This is a genomic window from Neisseria sp. DTU_2020_1000833_1_SI_GRL_NUU_006, from assembly GCA_032388755.1.
Classification (GTDB): Bacteria; Pseudomonadota; Gammaproteobacteria; order Burkholderiales; family Neisseriaceae; genus Neisseria; species Neisseria sicca_C.
On sequence record CP135593.1, the window covers coordinates 774,446 to 798,988 of the forward strand.

Here is a 24,543-nt window from a genome sequence, read left to right on the forward strand (position 1 = left end):
TACAAGTATTAAAAGTATAGGTCGTCTGAAAGCAATCCGTACTTTTCAGACGACCTTCAAACCCAAATAGAGGAATACCCAAGCATGTACCGTTACATCCTCCACCGCCTATTACTCTTAATCCCCACGCTGTTGGGGATTTTGGCGATTACTTTTGCCGTTATCCAATTCGTGCCGGGCGGGCCGGTGGAGCAGATGGTGCAGCAGTTGACGCATGGTGCGGTCAGCGGCGAGACGGCGAATGCGACGGCGGGCAATATCATGAAAAACGGCAACCGCATCAGCCCGGAAGATTTGGCGGCGTTGAATGCGCTGTACGGTTTCGACAAGCCGCCGCTGACGCGGTTTGCGGATATGGTGTGGCGGTTTGCCCGTTTTGATTTGGGCAACAGTTTTTTCCATCATGAAACCGTGTTCGAGCTGGTCAAACAGAAAATGCCGGTGTCGATGAGCTTGGGCTTGTGGACGTTTTTCCTGACTTATCTGATTTGTATTCCGTTGGGCATTGCCAAGGCGGTGCGCGACGGCAGCCGTTTTGACGCGGTAACGGGGATGGTGGTGCTGGTCGGTTATACCATACCGCCGTTTGTGTTGGGTTTGGTGCTGCTGGTGTTGTTCGGCGGTGGCAGCTTTTTTGCGTGGTTCCCGCAGGGTGGTTTGGTCGGCGATGATTTCGACACGTTGTCGTGGGCGGGCAAAATCAAGGATTATCTGTGGCACATGGCGCTGCCGATTACGGCTTCGGTGGCGGGCAGTCTGGCGGTAACGACGGTGTTGACGAAAAACGTGTTTCTTGAAGAAATCCGCCGCCAATATGTTTATACCGCCCGCGCCAAGGGTTTGCCGGAAAAGCAGATTTTGTGGAAACACGTTTTCCGCAACGCGATGATTCCGCTGATTACCGGCTTCCCCGCTGCCTTTATCGGTGCGTTTTTCACCGGCAGCCTGCTGATTGAAACCTTGTTCTCGCTCGACGGGCTGGGGCTGCTTTCCTACGAGGCGGTGATGAAGCGCGATTATCCGGTGGTGATGGGGACGCTGTATGTGTTCACGCTGATGGGTTTGCTGGCGAAATTGGTGTCGGATATTTCTTATTCGTGGGTCGATCCGCGCATTCATTTCGGCGGACAGAAATAGGTCGTCTGAAAACTTAAAGAATTATGGAGTTAAATATGATTAAACGTTTAAAAGATATTTCTGAAGAAAGCCGCGAACATAAAAACGATGGTGCAAAAGTAGTCCGTATGGAATTGCAGGATGATGAAGCAACCAAACGGTTGGTCATGCATAGCGCAAAGCGCGTAATTGCCGCGCATAAGTCAGAATTGGAAAAGTTGGCTTATAAATGAATAATATAAATACGAATTTTGTTATTTTTGTACATGATGAAATCCTGTATCAAACCAAAGTAGGTAAAACAGGGGTCGATTTAGGACGCTTGGAAAGTGTTTTAGGCAGAGTTGACCAGCAAATTTATTACAATCAAATTGATAATGCTTTTGAGATAGCAGCATGGTATGGCGTAGCTTTGGCAAAAGGTCATGCTTTTGTTGATGGAAACAAGCGTACCGGATTGGCAGTAATGCTGACATTTTTGGAAATTCAAGGCATTGATATTCAATATAATACTGGTTTGGATGATTTGATGGTCGATATTGTGGAGAGTAAATTGCCACATGAAACGTTAGCCGAGAAAGTGGCAGAATTTCTTTATCATTTAATGATTTGAATATTCAAACGACCTTTGTGCAACCCAATTATGAAAACACACACCTCAAACCCCACTTGGCAGGCCTTCAAGCAACACAAACGCGGCTGGTTCGCGTTGCGGGTTTTAGCCGTTTTGTTCGCCGTTGCGCTGCTTGCGCCTTTGTGGAGCAATGACAAGCCGTTGTGGATACGTTATCAGGGCGAATATTATTTTCCGCTGGTAAATGAATACAACGAAACCGTGTTCGGCGGCGATTTCGACACGCCTGCCGATTACCTCGACCCGCTGATACGCGGCAACATCACGTCAAACGGTAATTACGCCGTTTATCTGCCCAATCCCTACGACGCTGATACGCTCAATGATTTCGACACGCAGCCCGACCCTGCAAGTCCGTCCGAAAGGCACTTGCTCGGCACGGACGACCGCGGTCGCGATGTCTTGGCGCGTTTGGTTTACGGATTCCGAGATTCTCTGCTGTTCGCCCTTGCGCTGACTTTGGTAACGACCGTAATCGGCGTGATTACCGGCGCGGTGCAGGGTTATTTCGGCGGCAAGACCGACCTTTTGATGCAGCGTTTTATCGAAATCTGGGGCGGGATGCCGGAGCTTTACCTGCTGATTATCCTGTCTTCGTTTTTTAATCCCAGTTTGTTGATTTTGCTGGTGTTGCTGTCGCTGTTTGGTTGGATGGGGCTGTCCGACTACGTCCGCGCCGAGTTTTTGAAAAACCGTCAGGCGGATTACGTTTTGGCGGCGCGTTCGATGGGCGTGGGTAACCGCGCGATTATGTGGCGGCACATCCTGCCCAACAGCCTGACGCCCGTATTGGCATTTCTGCCTTTCCGTATCTCCGGCGCGGTGCTTGCGCTGACTAGTTTGGATTTCCTCGGTTTGGGCGTTCCCGCGTCGCAGGCGAGCTTGGGCGAACTCTTGGCGCAGGGCAAGGACAACTTAGACGCTTGGTGGATAGGCTTGTCCACCGTCGGTACGCTGACGATTATGCTGCTTTTGCTGGTGATGATAGGCGAGGGCTTGCGTCAGGCGTTTGACGTGCGCGCTAGGGGATGATTTTCCGTATTGCGGATGAATAAAAAATAGCCGATAGTTCATTTTCCTGCTATATAGATGGCTTTTCAGGCCGATGCTTGTTTTCAGGGCGAAAAACCTGTTTATGGGCGCGACCGCAAAAATATTTTACTCACTTAATTTTTGAAGAATTACAATGAATCAAACACACAACACAAATTTCTACGAAATGCTGTCCGCTGCCTGCCGTAAAAACGGCAAAGGTACTGCGGTGTTCAACGACAAAGAAAAAACCACCTACCACGCACTCAAGCAGGAAGTCGATGCCGTAGCCGCATATCTGCAAAATATGGGTGTCAAATTCGGCGACAAAGTGGCTTTGGCGGTATCCAATTCGCCGGAGTTTATCAGCGCCTATTTTGCCGTCTCCGCCATCGGCGCGGTTGCCGTACCGATGAATACGTTTTTGAAAAACAACGAATACGCGTATATTTTGAACGATTGCAAAGCGCGGTTTATGTTTGCTTCGGCAGGTTTGCAGAAAGAATTGAAGGGGCTGAAAAAACAGACCCGTGTTGAAAAAATCATTTGGATAGGCGAGGCGAAAGCGGCGGACGAAGTCGATGTGCGTTTTGAAGAAGCGCGCCGTTTTTCGGGTATGCCCGATTTAAGCCGCCAACCGAAAATCGATGATTTGGCGCATATTATTTACACTTCCGGCACAACAGGTCATCCCAAAGGCGCATTAATCAGCTATGGCAACCTGTTTTCCAACCTTGAGGGCATCGAGCGCATTTTTAAGATTTCCAAACGCGACCGCTTTGTCGTGTTCCTGCCAATGTTCCACAGCTTTACGCTGACGGCTATGGTATTGCTGCCGATTTATATGGCGTGTTCGATTATTTTGGTGAAATCCGTTTTCCCGTTCTCCAACGTTTTGAAACAGGTTTTATTCAAACGCGCGACCGTGTTTTTGGGTGTACCCGCGATTTACACCGCCATGAGCAAGGCGAAAATCCCTTGGTATTTCAGATGGTTCAACCGCGTCCGTCTGTTTATCAGCGGCGGCGCGCCTTTGGCGGAACAAACCATCCTTGATTTTAAAGCGAAGTTCCCGCGTGCCAAGCTTTTGGAAGGCTACGGTTTGAGCGAATGCTCGCCTGTCGTCGCCGTCAACACGCCCGAAAGGCAAAAAGCCCGCAGCGTCGGCATCGCCTTGCCCGGATTGGAAGTCAAAGCCGTCAACGACGAATTGGTCGAAGTGCCGACGGGCGAAGTGGGCGAACTTATCGTCAAAGGCGGTTCGGTCATGCAGGGCTACCTGAATATGCGCGATGCCACGGACGAAGCCATCGTCAACGGCTGGCTGAAAACAGGCGATTTTGTCACGATAGACGAAGACGGCTTTATCTTTATCGTCGACCGCAAAAAAGACCTGATTATTTCCAAAGGGCAAAACGTTTATCCGCGTGAAATCGAAGAGGCGATTTACAAACTCGACGCCGTCGAAGCCGCAGCCGTCATCGGCGTGAAAGACCAATACGCCGACGAAGAAATCATCGCCTTTATCCAACTCAAAGACGGCGAAACGTTGGACGAAGCCGACGTGCGCGCCCATTTGCGCCGACATTTGGCGAATTTCAAAATCCCCAAACAGATTTACTTTAAAGACGAACTGCCGAAAAACGCCACGGGCAAAGTGTTGAAACGGGTGTTGAAAGAGCAGTTTCAGAAATAATTAAGCGTTCAGACGACCTCGGTTTGCGGGTTTGAATCAGAGGTCGTCTGAAAAGCAGAAAGCCGATGTTTGCTGGGCGCGTTTCTTGTTCATCATTAGATATTGGCTTATTGCTTCGTAAAGATTTCTGCCCGTGCGGCGGGTATTGCCGATTTGATTCCAACCGTTTTCAGACGACCTCGATACCATGACGAAACCCATCCTTGAAATTGAAAACCTAAACGCCTTTTTCCCCGGCAAGCAAGTCCTGCACGATGTCAGCCTGACCGTACAGACCGGCAGGAAACTGGCATTGGTCGGCGAGAGCGGCAGCGGTAAAACCGTGTTGGCGCAGGGCATTATGCGGCTGAATCCGCTGGTGTCGTTTGAAGGCCGTCTGAAATTTTGCAGCAACGATTTGCTGACCCAATCCGAGCGTGCCCTGCAAAAGCTGCGCGGGCGGGAAATCGGCATGGTGTTTCAAGAACCGATGACCGCGCTTAACCCCGTGATGCGCGTCGGTGCGCAGATTGCCGAAGTGTTGACCCTGCATCTGGGTTTGGACAAAAAACAGGCATGGGCGAGGGCGGTCGAACTCTTGACGGAAACCGGCATCCGTGAGCCGGAGCAGAAAGCCTTTGCCTATCCCTTCCAGCTTTCCGGCGGGCAGCGGCAGCGGGCGATGATTGCGATGGCGGTTGCCGCCGAACCCAAGCTCTTGATTGCCGACGAACCGACCACCGCCTTGGATGTCGCCGTACAGGCGCAGATTCTCGATTTGTTGGCGCGCTTACAGCAGGCGCACAACATGACCATGCTCTACATCACCCACGACCTGAACCTTGTCCGCCGCTTTGCAGACGATGTCGCCGTGATGCGCGGCGGACGAATTGTCGAAACGGGCGCAGCGGCGGAAGTGTTCGCACGTCCGCAACACGAATACACGCAAATGCTGTTGAACGCCGGTGCCGCGCGCAAGGTCGTCCCTTTGGCGGACAATCCCGCCACCGTCTTGCAGGCGGAGCAGCTTTCCGTTGCCGTCAAAGAAACGGCGGGCTGGTTCAAAAAACGCAGCAAAACCCTGCTGGAGCCGGTTTCCTTCGATTTGAAAGCGGGCGAAACGCTGGGCATCATCGGCGAAAGCGGCTGCGGCAAAACCACGCTGGCAAAAGCCGTGATGCACCTTATCGATGCGGAAGGTCGTCTGAAAATCAACGGCGAAGCCTGGACACGCGAATCGAGACGCGACATCCAAATGGTGTTTCAAGACCCGTTCGGCGCATTCAACCCGCGCATGAACGTCTTTAATATCGTTTCCGAAGCCCTGCGCGTTCACGAACCCGATTTGTCCCGCGCAGAAATGCGGCAGCGCGTGCAAGACGTATTGCGGCAGGTCGGACTGCCCGAAGACGCGCTCGAACGCTATCCGCACGCTTTTTCCGGCGGACAACGCCAGCGGCTCGCCATCGCCCGCGCCATCATCGTCCGCCCGAAAATCCTCGTTTTGGACGAACCCACCAGCGCGCTCGACGTACAATGGCAGCAACAGATTCTGGAGCTGCTCGCCGATTTGCAGAAAAAACACGGTCTCAGCCTCATCATCATCAGCCACGACCTCGCCGTCATCCGCGCCCTGTCGCACCGCGTGATGGTGTTGAAAGACGGAAAAATCGTCGAAGAGGGCGGCTGCGAAACCGTATTCGCCAACCCTTCCAGCGATTACACGCGCCATCTGATGAGCTTCAGGGCAGGCTGAACTGTCGGATAGGTCGTCTGAAAAACATTAGCCAATCGCGATGGCGGCCTTACAAAAAAACTATTACACTTTGGCGACACTTGAAATTTTCAGCACCAAGCCCTATCCTGCACAACATCTGATTCAATTTGACACAAAAAGGAAAAACTCATGAGCAGCGAACTGATTATCCACACTACTGATGCAAATTTCGAACAAGACGTTTTGAAATCCGACGTTCCCGTATTGCTGGACTTCTGGGCACCTTGGTGCGGCCCTTGCAAAATGATCGCTCCGATCTTGGACGACATCGCCGCCGAATTTGAAGGTCGTCTGAAAGTCGTCAAACTCAACATCGACGAAAACGAAGCCACCCCCGCCAAATTCGGCGTGCGCGGTATTCCGACGCTGATGGTGTTTAAAAACGGCGAAAACGTCGCCACCAAAGTTGGTGCTTTGGCAAAAGGTCAGTTGACCGCATTTGTAAACGCTTCTTTGGCTTAAGTTTCAACAACGCAAAAGGTCGTCTGAAAATTTTCAGACGACCTTTTTGCTATAATTTCCCTTTTCCCCGAACTAGAAAACAGGTACAGGCGGCAATATGGAAGTCATCCAATACCCAAATTCCCCCTTCAAACTCCACCAACCCTTCCCGCCCGCCGGCGACCAGCCCACCGCTATTGCCGGCCTGCTCGAAGGGCTTTCAGACGGCCTTGCCTATCAAACCCTGCTCGGCGTAACCGGTTCGGGCAAAACCTACACCATGGCGAACGTCATCGCCCAAAGCGGCCGCCCCGCCATCATCATGGCGCACAACAAAACCCTTGCCGCCCAGCTCTACGCCGAAATGCGCGAGTTTTTCCCCGAAAACGCGGTGGAATATTTCGTCTCCTACTACGACTATTACCAACCCGAAGCCTATGTGCCCAGCCGCGACTTGTTCATCGAAAAAGACAGTGCAATCAACGAACACATCGAACAAATGCGCCTTTCCGCCACCAAAAACCTGATGACGCGCGACGACGTGATTATTGTCGCTACCGTGTCCGCCATTTACGGTATCGGCGACCCGACCGAATATCAGCAAATGGTGTTGTCCGTCAAAGAAGGCGACACCATCGAGCAGCGCGACATCATCGCCACGCTCGTTTCCATGCAGTACGAACGCGGCGATTTGGACTTCAAACGCGGCAGCTTCCGCGTGCGCGGCGACGTGATTGACGTGTACCCCGCCGAAAGCTCCGAAAACGCCCTGCGCATCAGCCTGTTTGACGACGAAATCGACCGCCTCGATATGTTCGACCCACTTTCAGGCAGCCTGCACCAACGCGTCGGCCGCTACACCGTCTTCCCGTCCAGCCACTACGTTACCCCGCGCGACACCGTCTTGCGCGCCTGCGAATCCATCAAGGAAGAATTGCGCGAACGCATCGAATTTTTTGCCCGCGAACAACGCCCCGTCGAACAACAACGCATCGAACAACGCACCCGCTTCGACCTCGAAATGCTCTACGAAATGGGTTTCTGCAAAGGCATCGAAAACTACTCCCGCCACTTCTCCGGCAAAAAAGAAGGCGAACCGCCGCCCACACTGATGGACTACCTGCCCGACAACGCCATCATGTTCATCGACGAAAGCCACGTTACCGTCACCCAAATCGGCGGCATGTACAAAGGCGACGCATCGCGCAAGCAAAACCTCGTCGATTACGGCTTCCGCCTGCCTTCCGCCCGCGACAACCGCCCGCTCAAGTTCCACGAATTTGAAAAAGTCATGCCGCAAACCGTCTTCGTTTCCGCCACTCCCGCCAAATACGAAGAAGAACACGCCGGACAAGTGGTCGAACAAGTCGTCCGCCCCACCGGGCTGGTCGACCCCCAAATCATCATCCGCCCCGTTGCCACCCAAGTCGATGACTTAATGAGCGAAATCAACGACCGCATCCAAAAAGGCGAACGCGTACTCGTTACCACCCTCACCAAACGCATGGCGGAGCAACTCACCGACTATTACAGCGAACTCGGCATCAAAGTGCGCTACCTGCACAGCGACATTGACACCGTCGAGCGCGTTGAAATTATTAGAGATTTGCGGCTCGGTCTGTTTGACGTACTGGTCGGCATCAACTTGTTGCGCGAAGGCTTGGACATCCCAGAAGTCTCCCTCGTCGCCATCCTCGACGCCGACAAAGAAGGCTTCCTGCGCTCCCACCGCAGCCTGATTCAAACCATAGGCCGCGCCGCGCGCAACGTGAACGGCGTCGCCATCCTGTACGCCGACAAAATCACCGACTCCATGAAGGCCGCCATCGACGAAACCGAACGTCGCCGCGAAAAACAGATTAAATTCAACGAAGAACACGGCATCGTGCCGCAGCAGATTAAAAAACAGGTCAAAGACATCATCGACGGCGTGTACCACGAAGAAGACGGCGGAAAAGGTCGTCTGAAAGGCAAAAATAAGGTTAAAGTCGGCGAAATCCACAACGAAGAAGACGCAATTAAAGAAATCGCCAAACTGGAAAAAGCCATGCAGCAGGCGGCTAGGGATTTGCAGTTTGAAGAGGCGGCTGTGTTGAGGGATAGGATACGGGGGATTAAGGAAAGTCTATTTGGTAGTATTTAGAAAATCTTTTTAGGGTTAGATTAATATGAACGTAGTTTTTTTATTTAATTCAGATCATCCAACTTTGGATTCTTATTATGGTTTTTCCATCATGAAAGCCATTTTAGAAACTCATGTATTACAAAGCACAAAACGTAGCATGCGCGTATCTATTGGAGATGTTATCATTCACAATGGTGAAAAGCCACTGAGGATAAATGATTATAGAATAATACTTAAAGAAATATACACACCAACCACACTAAATCTCATCCATAGAGAAAAACTTTATAATTCATTTCTAACTTCAACAATTTTTTGTTGGATGTTTCAAAATATGGATATAAAAACAGCTCAATCACTTCATGAAAAACTTAATATTTTTGATCCTTATTTGGGAGCTATGGATATTAAATTCTCAAATAATATCCATCTTCAGGTTTTTAGAAACAGTTTGATTGAATTGTTCCGTATTGAGAACGGGATTATTTCCATATTCTATGGTTTTAATGAAGATCCAGAAAATTATGAAAATGAATTGCTCGTGCAACATGGTTTTAAAGTAAAGCATGAATGTATAGGAGCAAGAAGAACAATATTCGATAACTTTGATACGTTGAATCATTTCAAAAGGATTGAGTAATTTGAGGAATTTTTTACAAACATGCTTGATCTGAAAAATGAAGACATATCGGATATTATCTATGCACTAGAAGAGCTTCATCCTAAGCTTTTTGATGTATTAGCAGCTGCTTCTAGAACATTAGAAAGGGCAGAGACTGATGAAGATTTAGCCCAAGCAGCATTATCAGGTAGAAGATTTTTGGAAAAATTGGCAGACTATCTGTTTCCTGCTCAAGAGAAACCCTGGAGAGATAGAAAAGTTGGAAAAACCCAATATAAAAATAGAATTTGGGCATACATTACTATTGAGTGTGAAAAAAATAATAATATGTCTTCTTTAGAAACTCTTGGGAAAGAGACTGACAGATTAATTGATTTGTTTAATGCTGGATTACATGCTAATCCAACTAAAGAGAAAGTAGAAGCTGCATTCTGTGATCTGGTTAAATGGCTTGTGGCAATTATTAAAATTAACCCAGCATCAGTCCGAAAACCAAATCTAGCATATGAAGAAGAACTTGAGAATTTTCTGATGACTTTTTTAGATAACAAATAGCAAGCCGTAGCCTGCACCCCCGTCAACCGCGTTCGTGGCTGCGCCACACACCCCACCTGCGGATGGCACAAACTTTAGAACCAAGGTGTAGCAACTGTATTTTTCACCCCGTCGGGCAAAAATACAAAAACTCAAATCAAGCCGTTCGGATACCGTTTTCGGTGGTACCGTTTTCGGCAAAATAATCACGCATCCGGGCATTCAATATCGTCAACAGTTTGCGCATACATGCCGTAACGGCAACCTTATACGGCTTACCCTTGGACAGCAGGCGCTGATAGAAATCCCGAATAAGCGGTTCAAAACGTGTCGCTACCACGGTAGCCATATACAGCGCCTTACGCACCGCAGACCTTCCGCCGAAGCAGCGGCTTTTGAATTTGGTTTCACCACTCTCCCTCGGGTGCGGGGCAATGCCGACCAAACTCGCTATCCGTTTGTGGCTCAACCGCCCCAATTCGGGCAGCATCGCCATCAGCGTAGCCGTCGTTATCGAACCGATACCTTTGATTTGCTCTGCCACTTGGGCTTTGCCGTCAAAATGCGTGTGGGTGTGGTCGTCGATTTGTTTGTCCAATTCGTCAATCAGCCGGTCAAAATGGGCAATCAGTTGTTTGACGCTTTCGACTTGCGTTTCATGAACCTGATGCAGACGGTTTTTCTCGGCAGTCCGCATATCCACCAGTTGGTTGCGGCGGTTAACCAATGCTTCCAACACTTCTTCCGCTTCGGTGGGCGGGTGGTAGAGCATGGTTTGCCAACCTTCTTTCTGCGTCATCATCTGTGCGAAGAAGGCGAGCATTTGGGCATCTTTGGCATCGGTTTTGGTCAGCGACTGCGATTGGGCAAACTGATGCGTCTGACGCGGGTTGGCGATGATCACGGCCATACCTGCGCGGTGGATGGCTTTGGCGGCGGGGATTTCGAGACCGCCGGTGCTTTCCATCACAACGAGGGCGACGTTGTGCTTTTTAAGGTATTCGATAGTATGGGCGATACCTTTCGGGTTGTTGGTTTCGGTTTTGGTTTTAGACAAAGACGAAACGGCGATGACGAAGTTTCGTTTGGCGATGTCGATGCCTGCGTAATTGTGTTGGGTACTCATCATAAACCTGCCTTGCATTCGGTTGTGTTGTCTGGCAACTGTCCGGTTGTGTCGATGGGTTGCCCGACCGCTCCCTAAGCTACTCAACGGTTGTTTGCCTTGGGTGTGTACGGATGGCGGCCGGGCGGTTTGTTGCTATGATACGGGAGTTCCGATATACAAGGGTGTGTGCGGTACGCACGCACGCGTTTTTGTCATTCAAAACATTGTTTCAAATTTTCAGACGACCTCAAACGTCGTCTGAAAATCTCTTAGCATAAAGGTTGTCTGAAAACCGTGAATCCGTTTTCAGACAACCTTTGTTTCATTTCAGCAAGCGTAGGTTGGGTCAAGACCCAACAAAACTGTTAAATTTTACGAAATGTTGGGTTTGCAACCCAACCTACATTTTGCTGTCCCTCATATCGAATATTCTTTTATTTTAGCACCTCACCAAAAATTTTCGGAATAAATATTGACTTTAACCTTAGGTCAAAGTTTATATTTTGTGCTCCTTCAGTTATCACATAGGCGAAAAACATGAAAAAACTTATGACTTTTATCACACTTAGCGCTATTGCAATTTCAAATTATGCCCAAGCTAATGAACAACCGCATCAAGCACACATGAATATGCCAATGCCGACAGATTCTGCAATGCAACAAGAATTAATGCAAGGCATGGATCAAATGAATCAAGACATGATGGCAGCTGCGCAATATAAAGATCCTGATGTTGCTTTTGCAGCAGGTATGTTGCCACACCATATTGGCGCAGTAAAAATGGCGGAAGTTGAATTAAAATACGGAAAGGATCCTGAAATGCGTAAGCTTGCTGAGGATATTATTAACGCACAACAAGCGGAAATTGAACAAATGCAAAAATGGCTTAAAGCACACAACAAAAAAGCAAGCCGTAGCCTGCATCCCCGCTAAACGCGTTCGTGGCTGCGCCACACACCCCACCTGAGGATGGCACAAACTTTAAAACCCAGGTGTAGAGTGTGTGTGGTACGCACGCACGCGTTTTCATCATTCAAAACATTGTTTCAAACTTTCAGACGACCTCAAAAGTCGTCTGAAAATCTCTAGCATAAAGGTCGTCTGAAAACCAATTTGGCGTTTTCAGACGACCTTTTGCTGATTTTGGACTGTCGATACGGTTGTTTAAGAGCTGATTTCCTCCAGCGTCCTGCCTTTCGTTTCTTCGCCTAAAGCCAAAATTACCAATACAATCAGCATCATCACGCCGGCGAACATCATGAATATATTGCCGAATCCGCCGCTGCCGCCGACCATTTGGGCGACCACCATAGGCGCGAGGATGCCGCCGATGCGTCCGATTGCGCCCGCCCAGCCGGAGGCGAAGGCGCGGAAGCGGAGGGGGTAGAGTTCGGGCGTGTAGGTGTATAAAACGCCCCATGCGCCGAGGTTGAAGAACGACATCAGGCTGCCCCACGCCATGACTTCGGCGGCGCTGCTGCTTTGTCCGAAAAACCACGCGCAGACGGCGCAGGCGGCGAGAAAGCCCGCCAAAGTCGCTTTGCGCCCGATTTTTTCCACCAATGCCGCTGCCGCGATGTAGCCGGGCAGTTGCGCGACAATCATCACCAGCACATATTCAAAGGTTTTGACCACCGTATTGCCTTGTTCGACCAAGAGTTTCGGCAGCCAAGTAAAAATGCCGTAATAGGAAAAGACGATGCCGAACCAGACCAGCCACAGCATCAGCGTGCGCCGTGCGAAAGGCTGTTGCCACAGTTGCATGAAACGGATGCGCTGTTTTTGCTGTTGCGGCGGTGCGATGGCTGTTGCGGCGGGCGTAATTCCCGCTTCCTCTTCCAAGCGGCTGACCAGTCGGTGCGCCTTGTCCGTTTTGCCTTGCGAGAGCAGGTATGGGACGGATTCGGGGATGAATTTCAACACCAGCGGGATATACAAAATAGGCAGCGCGCCGATTAAAAACGCGCTATGCCAGCCGAATTTTGGGATAAAGAAATAGGAAGCGAGTGCGGCGGCAAGCCAGCCCAAGCCCCAAAAACTTTCCAGCAACACGATGAACCGACCGCGTACTTTCGGCGGGGCGTATTCGCTGACCAATGACACCGCGACAGGGAGCTGTCCGCCCAGTCCTACTCCAACAAAGAAGCGGCAGGTAAGTAGTGTTGCAATGTCAGGTGCAAAGGCGCATAGGCCTGTCGCCGTGCTGTACACTGCCATGGTCGCGGCAAATACGGTTTTCCTGCCGAAGCGGTCTGCCAGCCAGCCGCTCGCTACCGCCCCCAGTGCCATGCCGATAAAGGCGATGCTGACTATCCAGCCCAGTTGCGCCGGCTGCAAACCCCATTCTTTGCCCAATGCGGGCAATATAAACGACACGATGCCGGTATCCATTGCGTCAAACAGCCAGCCGATGCCGACCAATACCAGTAATTTGTAGTGGAACCTGCCCGGCGGCAATGCTTGCAGGCGGGAAAGAATGTCCATCTTGATTCTCCTTTGGGGTTTTGAGGAAGTATATATAGCAGATTCGCTTGATTTTTAATACGGTACCTGCCAGCTGCCGTCATTCCCGCGCAGGCGGAAAACCGTCGGAAACTTTGAACAACAGATATTTGCAAAACGGTTGCCTAAATTCAAAAGTGGATTCCCGCCTGGGCGGGAATGACGACATAGATGCTTTTGATTTGGACTTACAGTAGAGTTTTTGCGAAATTGGGTATTACCGGAAAGTAGGCCCGGTGCTTGAGCGTGTACTGAAAATGGTTTGGGGTCGTCTGAAAACGATTGGGCAAAATCCAATATGTCCGTTTTCAGACGACCTTTTCTAATTTTCTTCTTTTGCCCAATGCTCTCTTACCCGCGCTTTGCCGTCCACGTCCAGACGGCGGTAAAGATTGATGACTTCATCGGCGGAGACGGTGTTTTCCGGCTGCGCCGCGCCGAACAGGGAGCGCACATAGTCATCCGCCGGATGGTTTTGAATATCCTGCGGCGTATCGACCTGCACCAGCCTGCCTTGGTGCATCACGCCGATGCGGCAGGCGAGTTTGGCGGCTTCGCTCATGTCGTGGGTAACGAAAACGATGGTGGTGCCGAGTTTTTTGTGAATCAACGACACGGTTTCCTGAAGGGAAGCGCGGGCGAGCGGGTCGAGGGCGGAAAAGGGTTCGTCCATCAGCAGGATGTCGGGTTTGGCAGCGATGGCACGCAGGATGCCGATGCGCTGCTGTTCGCCGCCGGAGAGTTCGTGCGGATAGCGGTTTAGGTAGGTTTCGGGCGGCATACCGACCAGCTCGAGCAGTTCGTTCACGCGCGATGTGCGCTTCGGTTTGTCCCAGCCCAAAATGTCGGGCATCAGCTCGATGTTCTGCCGCACGGTCATGGTAGGGAACAGGGCGATTTGTTGCAGCACATAGCCGATGCGGTGGCGCAGCCCGCGGATGTCGTAATCTTTGATACGCCTGCCGTTGAAATAAACATCGCCGTCGGTCGGCTCGGTCAGCGCGTTAATCATTCGCAGCGTGGTGGATTTACCGCTGCCCGAACCGCCCACCAACACGAAAAACTCGCCTTGGTAAATGGTGAGGTTAAGTTCGTTCACGGCGGTGTGGTTGTCGTAGCGTTTGCTGACGTTTTTGAATTCGATTAAGGGAGTATGTTCAGGCTGCATCATAAATATCCTTTGCAACTTCGACAAAACGGCGCGGCTCGCGTTCTAGCAATTTCGGCAGGTCGTCTGAAACGGCGGCAAGTTCGCCTTTAGCAATGGCGGTGTAGGTGGAAACCCACGCTTCAATCTGCCAGTCGGGCGTGTCAGGGTACGCAGCTTTGCGGCTGGCGAAGGCTTCTTCCACGGTTTCGTTGTGGTAGCGGTGCGGTTTACCGGTGATTTTGGTTAGGACGGCGGCTATTTCAGCGAAGTTTAATGATTGGGAACCTGTCAGCGTGTAGGTTTGATTATCGTGGCGGTGGTTGCCGCATGCGATGTCGGCGATGACGTTTGCCGCCGCTTGGGCAACATCGCGCTGCGAAACGCAGGCAACGCGCCCGTCGTCGGCAGGGCCTGCGATGATGCCGCCTGCGTTGGCAATCGTTGCCATCATCTCGCTGTAAAAATTGTCGCGCAGAAAGGTGTAACGCATATTTGTTTGTCGGATCGCATTTTCGGTAACCGCATGGGTGCGCGCCAGCGTGAAGGTGCTGTCCAACGCCGCCTGTGCAAAAGAGAGATAGACAATGTGTTTCACGCCCGCTTCCGAAGCAGCCTGCACCAAAGTCAAATGCTCCTGCTCGCGCGTCGGGCTCTCGGCGGCGGACACCATAAACAGCACCTCCACCCCGTTTAACGCCTGCTTGGCAAGCTCCAAATCGTCATAGGCAAACCGCCGCGCTTCGCAGTTCGGCAGGGCGGGCGCTTTGGTGGGGTTGCGCAGCGGCAGAATCAGCGGCAGGCCGCGTGTGTTCAGATGACGGGCGACCATGCCTCCGATGTTGCCGCTGGCGCCGGTGATGGCGATGTTCATGGGGAACTCCTTGGGAAGTGGAGGAAAATAATAGGGGAAGGATAGCTGAAAAAGTGGCTTTAGGGTAGACGGATTTTCAGACGACCTTTTAGAAGTAGTAAAGGTCGTCTGAAAACCGATATGAAGATTTTTCAGACGACCTTAGAATCACAGAACTCATTTCTCCCGTTTCTGCTGCATCAGCCAATCACGGGCTGGTTCGAGCAGGTAGGCGTAATCAAACGAATACATATGCTCCGCGCCTTTGTGGGTGCTGTTTTCTGGAATCACCGTATTCGGCGTGAAGCGGATGAAGTTGATGCGTCTGCCTTGGGCAAGCATTTGTTGGACTTTTGCGTTTTGTTCGGACTGCGGCAGTTTGGCGGAAAACTCGGTTTCGGCGTAGGCGACTTTGTTTTGTTGCAGCATTTCGCCGACTTGCGCCATGCCTGCCGATGCCTTCGGGTCGGCGGCGGAAACGGTGTAGATGAATTTTGCCCGCGTCAGCGGTTTTAATACGTTGATGTCCCATTGGCTGCCGACGAACATGGAAGCGGCGAAGAAATCCGGCTCAATGCTGTTGAGATAAAAGGAAATCATGCCGCCCATGGATTGGCCGGTGGTGTAAACGCGGTCGGGGTCGATCAGTTTTTGGGTCATCAGGCTTTTGACGAGGCGCAGGGTCATGCCGACTTCGTCTGAGGTTTGCCATTGGTCGTTAACCGCCGTTTCGGTGTAGGACGGCACGAGGACGAAGGCGGGGTGTTTCGCCTGCGCTTCGTCGGTTGCCCAAATAATGCCGCCGTAGCCCTGCATCAGCGGGGCTTTCACGCCTTTGCCTGCGGTACTGGCGTCGGCAATGAACATCACCAGCGGGTATTGGCGGCCGGGTTCGAGATTTTTCGGCGTGTACAGGTTGTACTGCATTTCCTTGCCCGTTTGCGGGTCTTTGAAGGTCAGCACTTCAAAACGCGGGGCGATTTGCTCGCGCAGGGCGAGCAGGCGGCTGTCGTAGGATTTGTCCGCGCCGCCGTATTGCTTGTCCCAAGCGGGATTTTGCGTGCTTTGGGCGGCGGGGCTGTTTTCAGCGGTGTTTTGCGTGGCGGTGCAGGCTGCCAGCAGCAGGCCGGCGGCGATGACGGTGGCGGTTTTTTTCATGAGATTACTCCTTAAAAGGTTGAGGGAAACAGTTAATTTGCTTTCACGCCCAAGCGGTTCAGCGCGTCAATGGCAGGCTGGGAAACATGGTCGCCGCGTGCGGCGGATTTCTGATACCAGCGCACGGCTTGGGTCATGTCTTTTGCCGTACCGATGCCGTTTTCGTAGCAATAGCCCAGCCAGTATTGCCCCGTGATGTCGCCCGCTTCGGCAGCCTGCGTGAAGTAGACAAAAGCGGTTTGTGCATTTTTGGCGACGCCTTCGCCGTTCAGATACATCAGGCCCAGATAACGCGGCGCTTTCATATGCCCCGCCTGCTGCGCCTGCTCAAAGTAGGGCTTGGCGTGTTGGTAATTCTGTTTTTGATACAGGGCGATGCCTTTGTCCAGCAGGGCTTTCGCCTGCTCGTTATGCTGCGGGACGGCAGAACAGGCGGCGAGAAGAGCGGAGATGGCAAGCGCGGATAGTTTGGATTTCATGGGTGTTTCTTTAAAAGTGGGGAAAGGGGGATTGTAGGAATATCATGCGTTTACGGCAAGCGGCGGGGTGCAGGCTGCCATCGGTCCGAATCTGCGATTCGGCAAACCGATGTGCGTGCCTGTGGTGCTGCTTTTCGGGCTTTCAGACGGCCTTAAAAGCAGCCTGCACTTTCAGGTAGCCTCTTTGCCATACATTTCCCGCAACACCTCCGTCAGCCAGTCGAACACCTTTAACACGCGCACGGAAGTTACTGTGCGTTGCGGGCGGTAGATATAGAGTTGCCACGGGCGGCGTGGGATTTCGGGGAAGAGTTCCACCAGTTCGCCGTTTTGCAGGTGGGTTCGGCACAGATGTTCCGGGATATAGGCGGCAACGCTGCCTGTCAGTGCGGCGGCGAGTTCGTTGGCAGGGTCGTCTGTGATGAAACGGATGTTTTTTGGGAAAACGTGCATTTCTGCGTTGAGCGGCCAGCCCCACGGGCGGTTGGTGTTGGCGTTAATGAGCGACGATGCGGGAAAACGGTCGGTTAATTCGTCTAGGCTTTGCGGCGTGCCGTGGCGGGCGAGATAGGCGGGGGAGGCGACGATTTTGTCGGTGGTGTCGCAGATTTTGCGGACAATCATCAAATCTTCTGCCTGTGTCCCGATGCGGATGCCGATGTCGAGTTGGTTTTCCACCGCGTTAAGTTTGGCGTCGTTGCTGCGCCAATCGATATAAAGTTCGGGATAGTCGGCGCATTTTTCCAGCAGGCGGGCGAGTATGCGGCCGTTATCGTTCCACTGCGGTACGGTAATGCGGACGATGCCGCGTATCTCGTCTTTTTCTTTGGCGGCAGAAAACAGGTTTTCGCTGTCGGCAAGGAGCTGCTGGGCGCGCGGCAGGAAGGCTGCGCCAAACTCGGTCAGGTGGATATTGCGTGTGTTGCGGGTAAAAAGCTGTTCGCCGAGGTGTTGTTCCAATTCGGCAATCACGCGCGTTACCACCTGCGGCGAAACGGACAGGCGCAGCGCGGTTTCGCGGAATTGCAGGGTCTCGGCGGCGGAGCAGAAGTATTTTAGGGCGTTGAGTTTGTCCATTTTGATTTTCAAGGGATTGGTTCAGGTCGTCTGAAAACCTTTTCAGGCAGCCTGCACCTTAATTGTTCCATATTCTAGAATTAACAATTCAGATTTTATTCATTGTTTGCCAAACAGTCCATCCCTATAATGCACTCATTCAATAAACAAATCACAGAGCAACCCCATGAAAAACCAAGTTAAAAAATCATTCTTGAAAACTGCTGCCGCAGCCGCCGTTGCATTGACTTTGTCCGCCCCTGCGCTGGCAGACGTGTCCATTACCCCGATGAAAGGAGTTCAAACCAAGCTTACCCAAGAATGGGACAAAATTTTCCCCCAGTCCAATAAAGTGGAACACCACAAAGTAACATTCAAAAACCGCTACGGCATCACATTGGTTGGTGATTTGTATGTGCCGAAAAATATCCGTTCAGGCCAGAAACTGCCCGCAATTGCGGTGGCCGGCGCGTTCGGTGCGGTGAAGGAGCAATCCAGCGGTCTATATGCCCAAGCGATGGCAGAACGCGGTTTTGTAACCTTGGCATTTGACGGTTCGTTCACCGGCGAATCGGGCGGCGAGCCGCGCAATATCGCATCGCCCGAAATCAATACCGAAGACTTTTCCGCCGCCGTTGATTTCCTCGGCCTGCAAAACTTCGTGAACCGCGAACAAATAGGCATCTTGGGCATTTGCGGTTGGGGCGGTATGGCGTTGAACGCCGCTGTGGGCGATACCCGCATCAAAGCCGTCGCCACCAGCACCATGTACGACATGACCCGCGTGATGGCCAACGGCTACGAAATCAACATGAAGCAGAACGCCCAAGGCGGCTACGACCGCGCCCCCGCGCAAACTGCCGAAGCGCGTTACCAAGCCAAACAGGGCATGAACCCCCAACGCTGGGCAGACGCGGAAAGCGGCACGCCGTCGCACGGCAGCCCCGACAACCACCTGCCTTCGCAAGACAAATTGACCGCCGACACCCCGCAGTTTGTACGCGAATATTCGGGCTTCTACAAAACCCAACGCGGCTACCACCCACGCTCCGTCAATTCCAACGGCGCATGGTCGCAAACCACCCCGCTGGCGTTCATCAACATGCCGATTCTGCAACGCGCAGGCGAGTTGAAAGCCCCCGCCTTAATCGTTCACGGCGAAAAAGCACACTCGCGCTATTTCAGCGAAGACGCATTCAAATCTCTGGGCAGCCAAAACAAAGAGCTGTACATCGTGCCGGGTGCGAACCACACGGATTTGTATGACAACACCACTGGCAAGATTCCGTTTGATAAGTTTGAGCAGTTCTTTAAAGCGAATCTGCATTAAGGTCGTCTGAAGAGGGCTACCTGAAAATGTAGGGAATCCTGTAAATTGACAGCCTGCACTTTTTTGTAACGAGTGCAGGCTGCTTTTTATTTTTCAGACGACCTTTTCAGATTTCGAGGTCGTCTGAAAAAAAAACAGGCGTAGCAACTATTTCAAATAGGTTTGCGGAAAGTAATGCAGTAAAAGCGGTTGTTCCACAGCAGCCGCGTTTTCTTTTCCTGTACGGTTTCGAGAATGCAGTTTTCGATTTGTGTCAGGTCGAAATCGGTGTCTTGGAAATAGTTCCGCGTGAATAGGCTTTTTTTGTATTGTTGTTGGATGAAGTCGGTGGTTTCGTCTGCGATCATGATTTTGGTGCCGGGTTTGGCGATGCGCAGCATTTCGTTGATGGCTTTTTGTTTGTCGCTGAAAAAATTGATGCCGCCCACATGGAATACGACGTCGAACATATTGTCGGCAAAGGGTAAATCTTCGGCGTTGCAGTGTACCAAGTCCAAGTCCGCTGCTTTTTTCCGCCATACGTTGCGGCAGCGTGCCAACATGCCGAGCGACAGGTCGGCGCCGGTCAAATCCAGCGCGGAGAGGTTGATGTCGGCGGGCAGGTGGTTTAAATCGGTACCAGTGCCGATGGAGACATAGAGTGCGGTGCAGTCCTGCCGCCATTCCAGTTCGCCCATCAGGCTGCACCGCATTTCGTTGATGCTGTTGCCGTATCTGAAGCGGGCTATCCAGCGTTCGCCGAAATCGTACCAACGGGCGAGGCGGTTGTACATTTTCATGTATTTGGCGTTGTCGCCTGTTACGTTGTCGGAATCGAGGCACAACAAGATGCCATCTTGTTCGGGCGGAAGCGGGTTTTGCAGGGCGGGTTTGAGTTTTGGGATGAGTTTGGCGGAAGGCATGGTGCTTCTCCTGTGGATGGTTGAACGATGCGTATTTCGAGTCGGGATTCGGCAAAACCGTTAAAGCATTGGATTCATCTATCCAACTTATCCGGCGGGGTCGTCTGAAAGCTTGATTAGATGGGGAGCAGGCGATTTTAGAGTGGCTGCGCTGTCTGAAATAAAGGCCGTCTGAAATCGTGTTTCAAACGGCCTTTTGACATAGCTTAAGACAAGGATGGATTAGAACTTGCTTTTGATGTCGTCAATCAGGTTTTCGGCTTTTTCTTTTGCCTCATCAACCAGATGTCCTGCTTCTTCTTTGCCTTTTTTCAATACGTCGCTTGCTTTTTCCTCAATGTCGGCGGCAACTTCTTTGACTTTGCCGATGCCTTGTTGGATTACGCCCTCTGCTTCGAGTTTGGGATCGTCTAAGAGTTCCCCGGCTTTCTCTTTTACATTATCTCCGAATTGGTCTAATTTACCACTCGAGCCTTCTAATGATGGCAGCGTTTGGGAAAATTCAACGGACAAGGTTCCAAGCCATTTTTATGGCAATCAGCAGCAGCATGATGCCGAAGGAGATTTTAAGCCGGCGGGCGGGGAGTTTGTGCGCGGTTTTGACGCCGATCGGGGCAAACATCATGGTGGCGATGCTGAGGATGGCAACAGCGGGTAGATAGAGGAAGCCGCCGGAGCCGTGTGGCAGGTCGGGAACGTTCCAGCCGGTAACGAGATAGCCGATTGTGCCGGCGAGCGCAATCGGCCAGGCGAGGCCGGAGGATGTGCCGATGGCGCGGTGGGCGGGGAAGTTGCAATACATCAGGAAGGGGACGGACAGCGAGCCGCCGCCGATGCCGACCCAGCTCGAAGCTGCGCCGAACAATGTGCCGACCGCGCTTAAGCCGGGTAGGGCGGGCAGGTGGCGCGAGGCTTTGGGTTTGGAGTCTGTCAGGGTTTTGAGGGCGATAAGGGTTAGGAATGCGATAAAGAAGATTTGCAGGGCGCGGGTAGGCATGTATTTGGCGGTTACCGCGCCGATCAGTACGCCGAATATCATGGAGGGGGTCATACGGCGGACAGTCTGCCAGTCGATGGCGCTTTTTTTGTGCTGCGCGTACATGCTGGAGAAGGTGGTGAATACCATGACGGCGAAGGATGTACCGATGGCGAGATGTTGGGCGTAGGGGTGGCTGCTGATGCCTTGCAGTTGCAGTGTCCACAAGACGACAGGGACGACCAGGGTACCGCCGCCTACGCCGAACAATCCCGCAATAAAACCCGCCGCGCTTCCGACGGCGAGCAGGGCGAGGATAATATCCCAAGTCCACATTTTTCAGACGACCTTTTTGGTTTTACGGCGTTTTTTCAACCAGCGCCATACCGCCATGATGTAGCCGGATAGGCTGTAACCCAGGAAAAACAGAAAAAGTACAAGCGAAGGTTTCCAGTTGATGAGCAGCAAGACCAACACGGTAAGCACCATGCCCATAAACGGGACTTGGCGGCGGATGTTGATTTCTTTAAAGCTCCAAAACGGGATTTGGACAATCATGGAAATGCCGGCGAAAAGCGTGATGCCCAAAGCCCACCAATGCACGCCGGGGAAGCGTTCGATGCTGTGGTTGACCCAAATCAGGCCGACAATCAACGCGGCGGCGGTCGGACTGGGAACGCCGATGAACCAGCGTTTATCGACTTTGCCGATAAGCGTATTGAAGAGGGCGAGGCGCAGGGCGGCGCAGGCGCAGTAGATGAAGGCGACGGAATAACCGATTTTGCCAAACTGCCAAAGCTGCCATTTATAGGCAATCAAGGCGGGCGCAACGCCGAAACTGACCATGTCGGCAAGGCTGTCGAGCTGTTCGCCGAACGCGCTTTGGCTGTTGGTCAGCCGTGCCACGCGACCGTCCATGCCGTCGAGCAGCATGGAGAGGAATACTGCAATCGCCGCCGTCTCATAACGCCCGTGCATGGATTGGGTGATGGCGAAAAAGGCGCAGAACAACGCAGCGATGGTAAAGGAGTTGGGCAGCAGGTAAATACTGTTCCGACGCAGAGAATTGCGCGGCGGGATTGGCGGTTGGTTTTGCATGTTGTCCATAATCGTTTGATGATGCAGTACAAAGCAGATGGAGGGATTATACCGTATTGAGATGAAAATGATTCCGGAATGTGCAGGAGGTCGTCTGAAAATGTGTGAACACAACTGGGTTTGTTCACTTTCAGACGACCTTTTTACCGAAATATGAGTTTTGCTGTCTTTCTAAAAACAGGAACAATCAGTCGTAAATTGCCATATTTTTATCAAATCCGAACAACCAAACAACAGCGTGTAACGTGGGCTTTGCCCGCGAAAATCATGATTGGCCCGCGGACTCGGCATTCATGCCATATCGGCGAAAGGGATTCGTGAGGGACGGGCCGTCTGAAAACAGGCGGATCAAATTTTGTCAAAGCAAATGTTCAAATAATAAGCGCAAAGAAAAAGCATCAGAACCGTCATTCATCCGGATTTTTGGTTTTCGGAAGGATTCGGAACGCCATTATTCCAAATCTCCGGATTCATACCTGCGCGAGAATAACGGCAAGGGCGGTTTCTATTTTAATCGACCCTGTTTTCAGACGACCTTTTTCATTCAAGCCGATGGTTAATCAAACAATTCCCGCTGCGCCTGCTCTTTGGTCACGCGCACGTCGGTTTCGCCGTCGGCAAAAGTGATGTGCAGTTTCTGCCCTTGCTTCAAAACATCGGCGTTGCGGATGACTTGTCCGCGTGTGTTTTTGACGACGGAGAAGCCGCGCTCCAGAATCTGCTGCGGCGAGACGGCTTCGAGCAGGGCGGTTTGGGCGGTCAGGCTTTGTCGGCGGTGGGCGAGCAGTTGGCGGAAGGCGTGCGACGAGGTCGTCTGAAAACGGTCAATGTCTTGCCGGTAAACGGAAATATCGGGGCGGCAATGTTTCAGGGCTTGGGTTTGGCGTTCGAAACGGGCGGTGTGGGCGCGGACGTTTTGCGTCATCGAGTAGGACAGGGTTTGCGCCAGTTTGTGGATGTAGGTGCGCTGTTCGCCGAGTTTTTGGCGCGGGTGGCGGATTTGCCGCGCGAGCCAGTCGAGCTTTTGGCTGGCATCGAAATAGCGTTGTTCCAAAACGGTTTTCAGACGACCTTGGGCTTGGGCGAGACGGTGTAACGATTCTTGGCGGTTGGGGCTGACCAGTTCCGCTGCGCCGGTCGGTGTGGGCGCACGTACGTCGGCGACGAAATCAGCAAGCGTGAAATCGGTTTCGTGTCCCACGCCGCTGACGACGGGAATCGCGCAGGCTTCGATGGCGCGCACAACAGGCTCTTCGTTAAACGCCCACAAGTCTTCAATGCTGCCGCCGCCGCGACAGACAATCAACACATCGCATTCGGCGCGTTGCGATGCGGTTTTGATCGCTTGGGCAATCTGAAACTCGCTGCCCGCGCCTTGAACGGCGGTCGGATAAACGATGACGGGAATTTCGGGCGCACGGCGTTTCAGGGTGGTAAAGACATCGCGCAATGCCGCCGCCGCCAGACTGGTTACGATGCCGATACATTGCGCTCGGGCGGGTAAAGGTTTCTTGCGTTCCGCCGCAAACGCGCCTTCCGCCTGCAACTGTGCCTTCAGCCGCTCGTAGGCTTCGTAAAGCTGTCCCAAGCCTTTGAGCCGCACCTCGTTCACCGTGATCTGAAATTCGCCCCGCGCCTCGTAAATACTGATTTTGCCCGCCACTTCGATATGGTCGCCTTCTTTCAAAGGTTTCGCCAAACGTGCCGCCGCACCCTTGAACATCGCGCAACGCACCTGCGCGCGACTGTCTTTGAGCGAGAAATAATAATGTCCGCTGGCGGCACGGGTCAGGTTGGACACTTCACCCGCAATCCAAAAGCCGGCAAGATGGTCTTCCAGCAAGGCTTTGGCGAGGGCGTTGAGTTCGGATACGAAAATGGAGGAGGGCGCGAAGAGTTCGGACATCGGGAGGGCGGGAAGAAATGGGGAAAGGTTGGATTATAAGGGGTTTCGGGCGGCATTTGTGCGGAAAGGGCC

The 24,543-nt window shown here is 52.2% G+C and carries 25 protein-coding genes; 12 read left to right on the forward strand and 13 right to left on the reverse strand.

The window, feature by feature from the left end:
• Window positions 1–84: 84 nt before the first annotated feature.
• From RSJ68_03760 to RSJ68_03780, 5 genes are all read left to right on the forward strand, one after another.
• Window positions 85–1,137 (forward strand): ABC transporter permease subunit, encoded by a 1,053-nt coding sequence (locus RSJ68_03760; protein WNU97854.1) that lies wholly within the window; start codon window positions 85–87, stop codon window positions 1,135–1,137.
• A gap of 35 nt (window positions 1,138–1,172) precedes the next feature.
• The gene (locus RSJ68_03765) at window positions 1,173–1,349 is read left to right on the forward strand and encodes a hypothetical protein (GenBank protein WNU97855.1); all 177 of its coding nucleotides are present in this window, start codon (window positions 1,173–1,175) and stop codon (window positions 1,347–1,349) included.
• On the forward strand, window positions 1,346–1,729 hold the full coding sequence (locus RSJ68_03770; GenBank protein ID WNU97856.1) for a type II toxin-antitoxin system death-on-curing family toxin: 384 nt from the start codon (window positions 1,346–1,348) through the stop codon (window positions 1,727–1,729). Before RSJ68_03765 ends, RSJ68_03770 begins: the two co-directional genes overlap by 4 nt.
• A gap of 30 nt (window positions 1,730–1,759) precedes the next feature.
• Window positions 1,760–2,782: an ABC transporter permease gene (locus RSJ68_03775; protein ID WNU97857.1), complete on the forward strand. Its 1,023-nt coding sequence runs from the start codon at window positions 1,760–1,762 to the stop codon at window positions 2,780–2,782.
• A 154-nt stretch (window positions 2,783–2,936) separates the two neighbouring features.
• Complete coding sequence (locus RSJ68_03780) at window positions 2,937–4,478, forward strand: fatty acid--CoA ligase (protein ID WNU97858.1); 1,542 nt, start codon at window positions 2,937–2,939, stop codon at window positions 4,476–4,478.
• 36 nt (window positions 4,479–4,514) lie between these two features.
• Here the strand turns inward: RSJ68_03780 and RSJ68_03785 are convergent, their stop codons facing one another.
• Window positions 4,515–4,679, reverse strand: a complete 165-nt coding sequence (locus RSJ68_03785; GenBank protein WNU97859.1) for a hypothetical protein — start codon at window positions 4,677–4,679, stop codon at window positions 4,515–4,517.
• On the opposite strand from RSJ68_03785, the gene RSJ68_03790 reads away from it, so the two are divergent.
• From RSJ68_03790 to RSJ68_03810, 5 genes are all read left to right on the forward strand, one after another.
• Window positions 4,666–6,213 (forward strand): dipeptide ABC transporter ATP-binding protein, encoded by a 1,548-nt coding sequence (locus RSJ68_03790; protein ID WNU97860.1) that lies wholly within the window; start codon window positions 4,666–4,668, stop codon window positions 6,211–6,213. The genes RSJ68_03785 and RSJ68_03790 overlap by 14 nt on opposite strands.
• A 150-nt stretch (window positions 6,214–6,363) precedes the next feature.
• Window positions 6,364–6,696 (forward strand): thioredoxin TrxA, encoded by a 333-nt coding sequence (gene trxA, locus RSJ68_03795; protein WNU97861.1) that lies wholly within the window; start codon window positions 6,364–6,366, stop codon window positions 6,694–6,696.
• 97 nt (window positions 6,697–6,793) lie between these two features.
• Window positions 6,794–8,818 (forward strand): excinuclease ABC subunit UvrB, encoded by a 2,025-nt coding sequence (uvrB, locus tag RSJ68_03800; protein ID WNU97862.1) that lies wholly within the window; start codon window positions 6,794–6,796, stop codon window positions 8,816–8,818.
• A 91-nt stretch (window positions 8,819–8,909) separates the two neighbouring features.
• On the forward strand, window positions 8,910–9,440 hold the full coding sequence (locus tag RSJ68_03805) for a hypothetical protein (protein ID WNU97863.1): 531 nt from the start codon (window positions 8,910–8,912) through the stop codon (window positions 9,438–9,440).
• 21 nt (window positions 9,441–9,461) lie between these two features.
• The gene (locus RSJ68_03810) at window positions 9,462–9,977 is read left to right on the forward strand and encodes a hypothetical protein (GenBank protein WNU97864.1); all 516 of its coding nucleotides are present in this window, start codon (window positions 9,462–9,464) and stop codon (window positions 9,975–9,977) included.
• Window positions 9,978–10,113: 136 nt separating this feature from the next.
• On the opposite strand, the gene RSJ68_03815 is transcribed toward RSJ68_03810, so the two are convergent.
• Window positions 10,114–11,082 carry an IS110 family transposase gene (locus tag RSJ68_03815; protein ID WNU98341.1) on the reverse strand — a complete coding sequence of 323 codons (969 nt, stop codon included), beginning with the start codon at window positions 11,080–11,082 and terminating at the stop codon, window positions 10,114–10,116.
• 519 nt (window positions 11,083–11,601) lie between these two features.
• Here RSJ68_03815 and RSJ68_03820 point away from each other — a divergent pair.
• Window positions 11,602–11,997 carry a DUF305 domain-containing protein gene (locus RSJ68_03820; protein ID WNU97865.1) on the forward strand — a complete coding sequence of 132 codons (396 nt, stop codon included), beginning with the start codon at window positions 11,602–11,604 and terminating at the stop codon, window positions 11,995–11,997.
• A gap of 231 nt (window positions 11,998–12,228) precedes the next feature.
• Here the strand turns inward: RSJ68_03820 and RSJ68_03825 are convergent, their stop codons facing one another.
• The 6 genes from RSJ68_03825 to RSJ68_03850 all read right to left on the reverse strand — a co-directional run bounded on the left by RSJ68_03825 (window position 12,229) and on the right by RSJ68_03850 (window position 18,292).
• A complete protein-coding gene (locus RSJ68_03825) occupies window positions 12,229–13,548 on the reverse strand; it encodes an MFS transporter (protein WNU97866.1) in 1,320 nt (439 codons plus the stop codon).
• Between the two features lie 340 nt (window positions 13,549–13,888).
• Window positions 13,889–14,737, reverse strand: coding sequence for an ABC transporter ATP-binding protein (locus RSJ68_03830; protein WNU97867.1), 849 nt, complete (start codon window positions 14,735–14,737; stop codon window positions 13,889–13,891).
• On the reverse strand, window positions 14,724–15,587 hold the full coding sequence (locus tag RSJ68_03835) for an SDR family oxidoreductase (protein WNU97868.1): 864 nt from the start codon (window positions 15,585–15,587) through the stop codon (window positions 14,724–14,726). The genes RSJ68_03830 and RSJ68_03835 overlap by 14 nt, the downstream gene beginning before the upstream one ends.
• A gap of 156 nt (window positions 15,588–15,743) precedes the next feature.
• Window positions 15,744–16,724, reverse strand: a complete 981-nt coding sequence (locus RSJ68_03840) for a PHB depolymerase family esterase (protein ID WNU97869.1) — start codon at window positions 16,722–16,724, stop codon at window positions 15,744–15,746.
• Window positions 16,725–16,756: 32 nt separating this feature from the next.
• On the reverse strand, window positions 16,757–17,203 hold the full coding sequence (locus RSJ68_03845; protein ID WNU97870.1) for a tetratricopeptide repeat protein: 447 nt from the start codon (window positions 17,201–17,203) through the stop codon (window positions 16,757–16,759).
• Between the two features lie 171 nt (window positions 17,204–17,374).
• On the reverse strand, window positions 17,375–18,292 hold the full coding sequence (locus RSJ68_03850) for a LysR family transcriptional regulator (protein WNU97871.1): 918 nt from the start codon (window positions 18,290–18,292) through the stop codon (window positions 17,375–17,377).
• Between the two features lie 154 nt (window positions 18,293–18,446).
• Between RSJ68_03850 and RSJ68_03855 the strand changes: the two genes are divergently transcribed.
• Window positions 18,447–19,589, forward strand: a complete 1,143-nt coding sequence (locus tag RSJ68_03855; protein ID WNU97872.1) for an alpha/beta hydrolase — start codon at window positions 18,447–18,449, stop codon at window positions 19,587–19,589.
• A gap of 152 nt (window positions 19,590–19,741) precedes the next feature.
• Here the strand turns inward: RSJ68_03855 and RSJ68_03860 are convergent, their stop codons facing one another.
• From RSJ68_03860 to xseA, 5 genes are all read right to left on the reverse strand, one after another.
• Entirely contained in the window at window positions 19,742–20,491 is a 750-nt protein-coding gene (locus tag RSJ68_03860; GenBank protein ID WNU97873.1) for a methyltransferase domain-containing protein, read from the reverse strand.
• A 222-nt stretch (window positions 20,492–20,713) separates the two neighbouring features.
• A complete protein-coding gene (locus RSJ68_03865; protein ID WNU97874.1) occupies window positions 20,714–21,004 on the reverse strand; it encodes a CsbD family protein in 291 nt (96 codons plus the stop codon).
• On the reverse strand, window positions 20,994–21,803 hold the full coding sequence (locus RSJ68_03870; protein WNU97875.1) for a sulfite exporter TauE/SafE family protein: 810 nt from the start codon (window positions 21,801–21,803) through the stop codon (window positions 20,994–20,996). Before RSJ68_03870 ends, RSJ68_03865 begins: the two co-directional genes overlap by 11 nt.
• Before the next feature lie 3 nt (window positions 21,804–21,806).
• Window positions 21,807–22,574, reverse strand: coding sequence for a CDP-diacylglycerol--serine O-phosphatidyltransferase (gene pssA / locus RSJ68_03875; GenBank protein ID WNU97876.1), 768 nt, complete (start codon window positions 22,572–22,574; stop codon window positions 21,807–21,809).
• A 547-nt stretch (window positions 22,575–23,121) separates the two neighbouring features.
• The gene (gene xseA, locus RSJ68_03880; protein WNU97877.1) at window positions 23,122–24,471 is read right to left on the reverse strand and encodes an exodeoxyribonuclease VII large subunit; all 1,350 of its coding nucleotides are present in this window, start codon (window positions 24,469–24,471) and stop codon (window positions 23,122–23,124) included.
• Window positions 24,472–24,543 lie beyond the last annotated feature (72 nt).

Bases quoted from the DNA above. Each gene is read 5' to 3' on its own strand.
- RSJ68_03760 (WNU97854.1), top strand. From the start codon at position 85: ATGTACCGTTACATCCTCCACCGCCTATTACTCTTAATCCCCACGCTG.
- RSJ68_03765 (WNU97855.1), top strand. From the start codon at position 1,173: ATGATTAAACGTTTAAAAGATATTTCTGAAGAAAGCCGCGAACATAAA.
- RSJ68_03770 (WNU97856.1), top strand. From the start codon at position 1,346: ATGAATAATATAAATACGAATTTTGTTATTTTTGTACATGATGAAATC.
- RSJ68_03775 (WNU97857.1), top strand. From the start codon at position 1,760: ATGAAAACACACACCTCAAACCCCACTTGGCAGGCCTTCAAGCAACAC.
- RSJ68_03780 (WNU97858.1), top strand. From the start codon at position 2,937: ATGAATCAAACACACAACACAAATTTCTACGAAATGCTGTCCGCTGCC.
- RSJ68_03790 (WNU97860.1), top strand. From the start codon at position 4,666: ATGACGAAACCCATCCTTGAAATTGAAAACCTAAACGCCTTTTTCCCC.
- RSJ68_03785 (WNU97859.1), bottom strand. From the start codon at position 4,679: ATGGGTTTCGTCATGGTATCGAGGTCGTCTGAAAACGGTTGGAATCAA.
- trxA (WNU97861.1), top strand. From the start codon at position 6,364: ATGAGCAGCGAACTGATTATCCACACTACTGATGCAAATTTCGAACAA.
- uvrB (WNU97862.1), top strand. From the start codon at position 6,794: ATGGAAGTCATCCAATACCCAAATTCCCCCTTCAAACTCCACCAACCC.
- RSJ68_03805 (WNU97863.1), top strand. From the start codon at position 8,910: ATGAAAGCCATTTTAGAAACTCATGTATTACAAAGCACAAAACGTAGC.
- RSJ68_03810 (WNU97864.1), top strand. From the start codon at position 9,462: ATGCTTGATCTGAAAAATGAAGACATATCGGATATTATCTATGCACTA.
- RSJ68_03815 (WNU98341.1), bottom strand. From the start codon at position 11,082: ATGAGTACCCAACACAATTACGCAGGCATCGACATCGCCAAACGAAAC.
- RSJ68_03820 (WNU97865.1), top strand. From the start codon at position 11,602: ATGAAAAAACTTATGACTTTTATCACACTTAGCGCTATTGCAATTTCA.
- RSJ68_03825 (WNU97866.1), bottom strand. From the start codon at position 13,548: ATGGACATTCTTTCCCGCCTGCAAGCATTGCCGCCGGGCAGGTTCCAC.
- RSJ68_03830 (WNU97867.1), bottom strand. From the start codon at position 14,737: ATGATGCAGCCTGAACATACTCCCTTAATCGAATTCAAAAACGTCAGC.
- RSJ68_03835 (WNU97868.1), bottom strand. From the start codon at position 15,587: ATGAACATCGCCATCACCGGCGCCAGCGGCAACATCGGAGGCATGGTC.
- RSJ68_03840 (WNU97869.1), bottom strand. From the start codon at position 16,724: ATGAAAAAAACCGCCACCGTCATCGCCGCCGGCCTGCTGCTGGCAGCC.
- RSJ68_03845 (WNU97870.1), bottom strand. From the start codon at position 17,203: ATGAAATCCAAACTATCCGCGCTTGCCATCTCCGCTCTTCTCGCCGCC.
- RSJ68_03855 (WNU97872.1), top strand. From the start codon at position 18,447: ATGAAAAACCAAGTTAAAAAATCATTCTTGAAAACTGCTGCCGCAGCC.
- RSJ68_03860 (WNU97873.1), bottom strand. From the start codon at position 20,491: ATGCCTTCCGCCAAACTCATCCCAAAACTCAAACCCGCCCTGCAAAAC.
- RSJ68_03870 (WNU97875.1), bottom strand. From the start codon at position 21,803: ATGTGGACTTGGGATATTATCCTCGCCCTGCTCGCCGTCGGAAGCGCG.
- pssA (WNU97876.1), bottom strand. From the start codon at position 22,574: ATGGACAACATGCAAAACCAACCGCCAATCCCGCCGCGCAATTCTCTG.
- xseA (WNU97877.1), bottom strand. From the start codon at position 24,471: ATGTCCGAACTCTTCGCGCCCTCCTCCATTTTCGTATCCGAACTCAAC.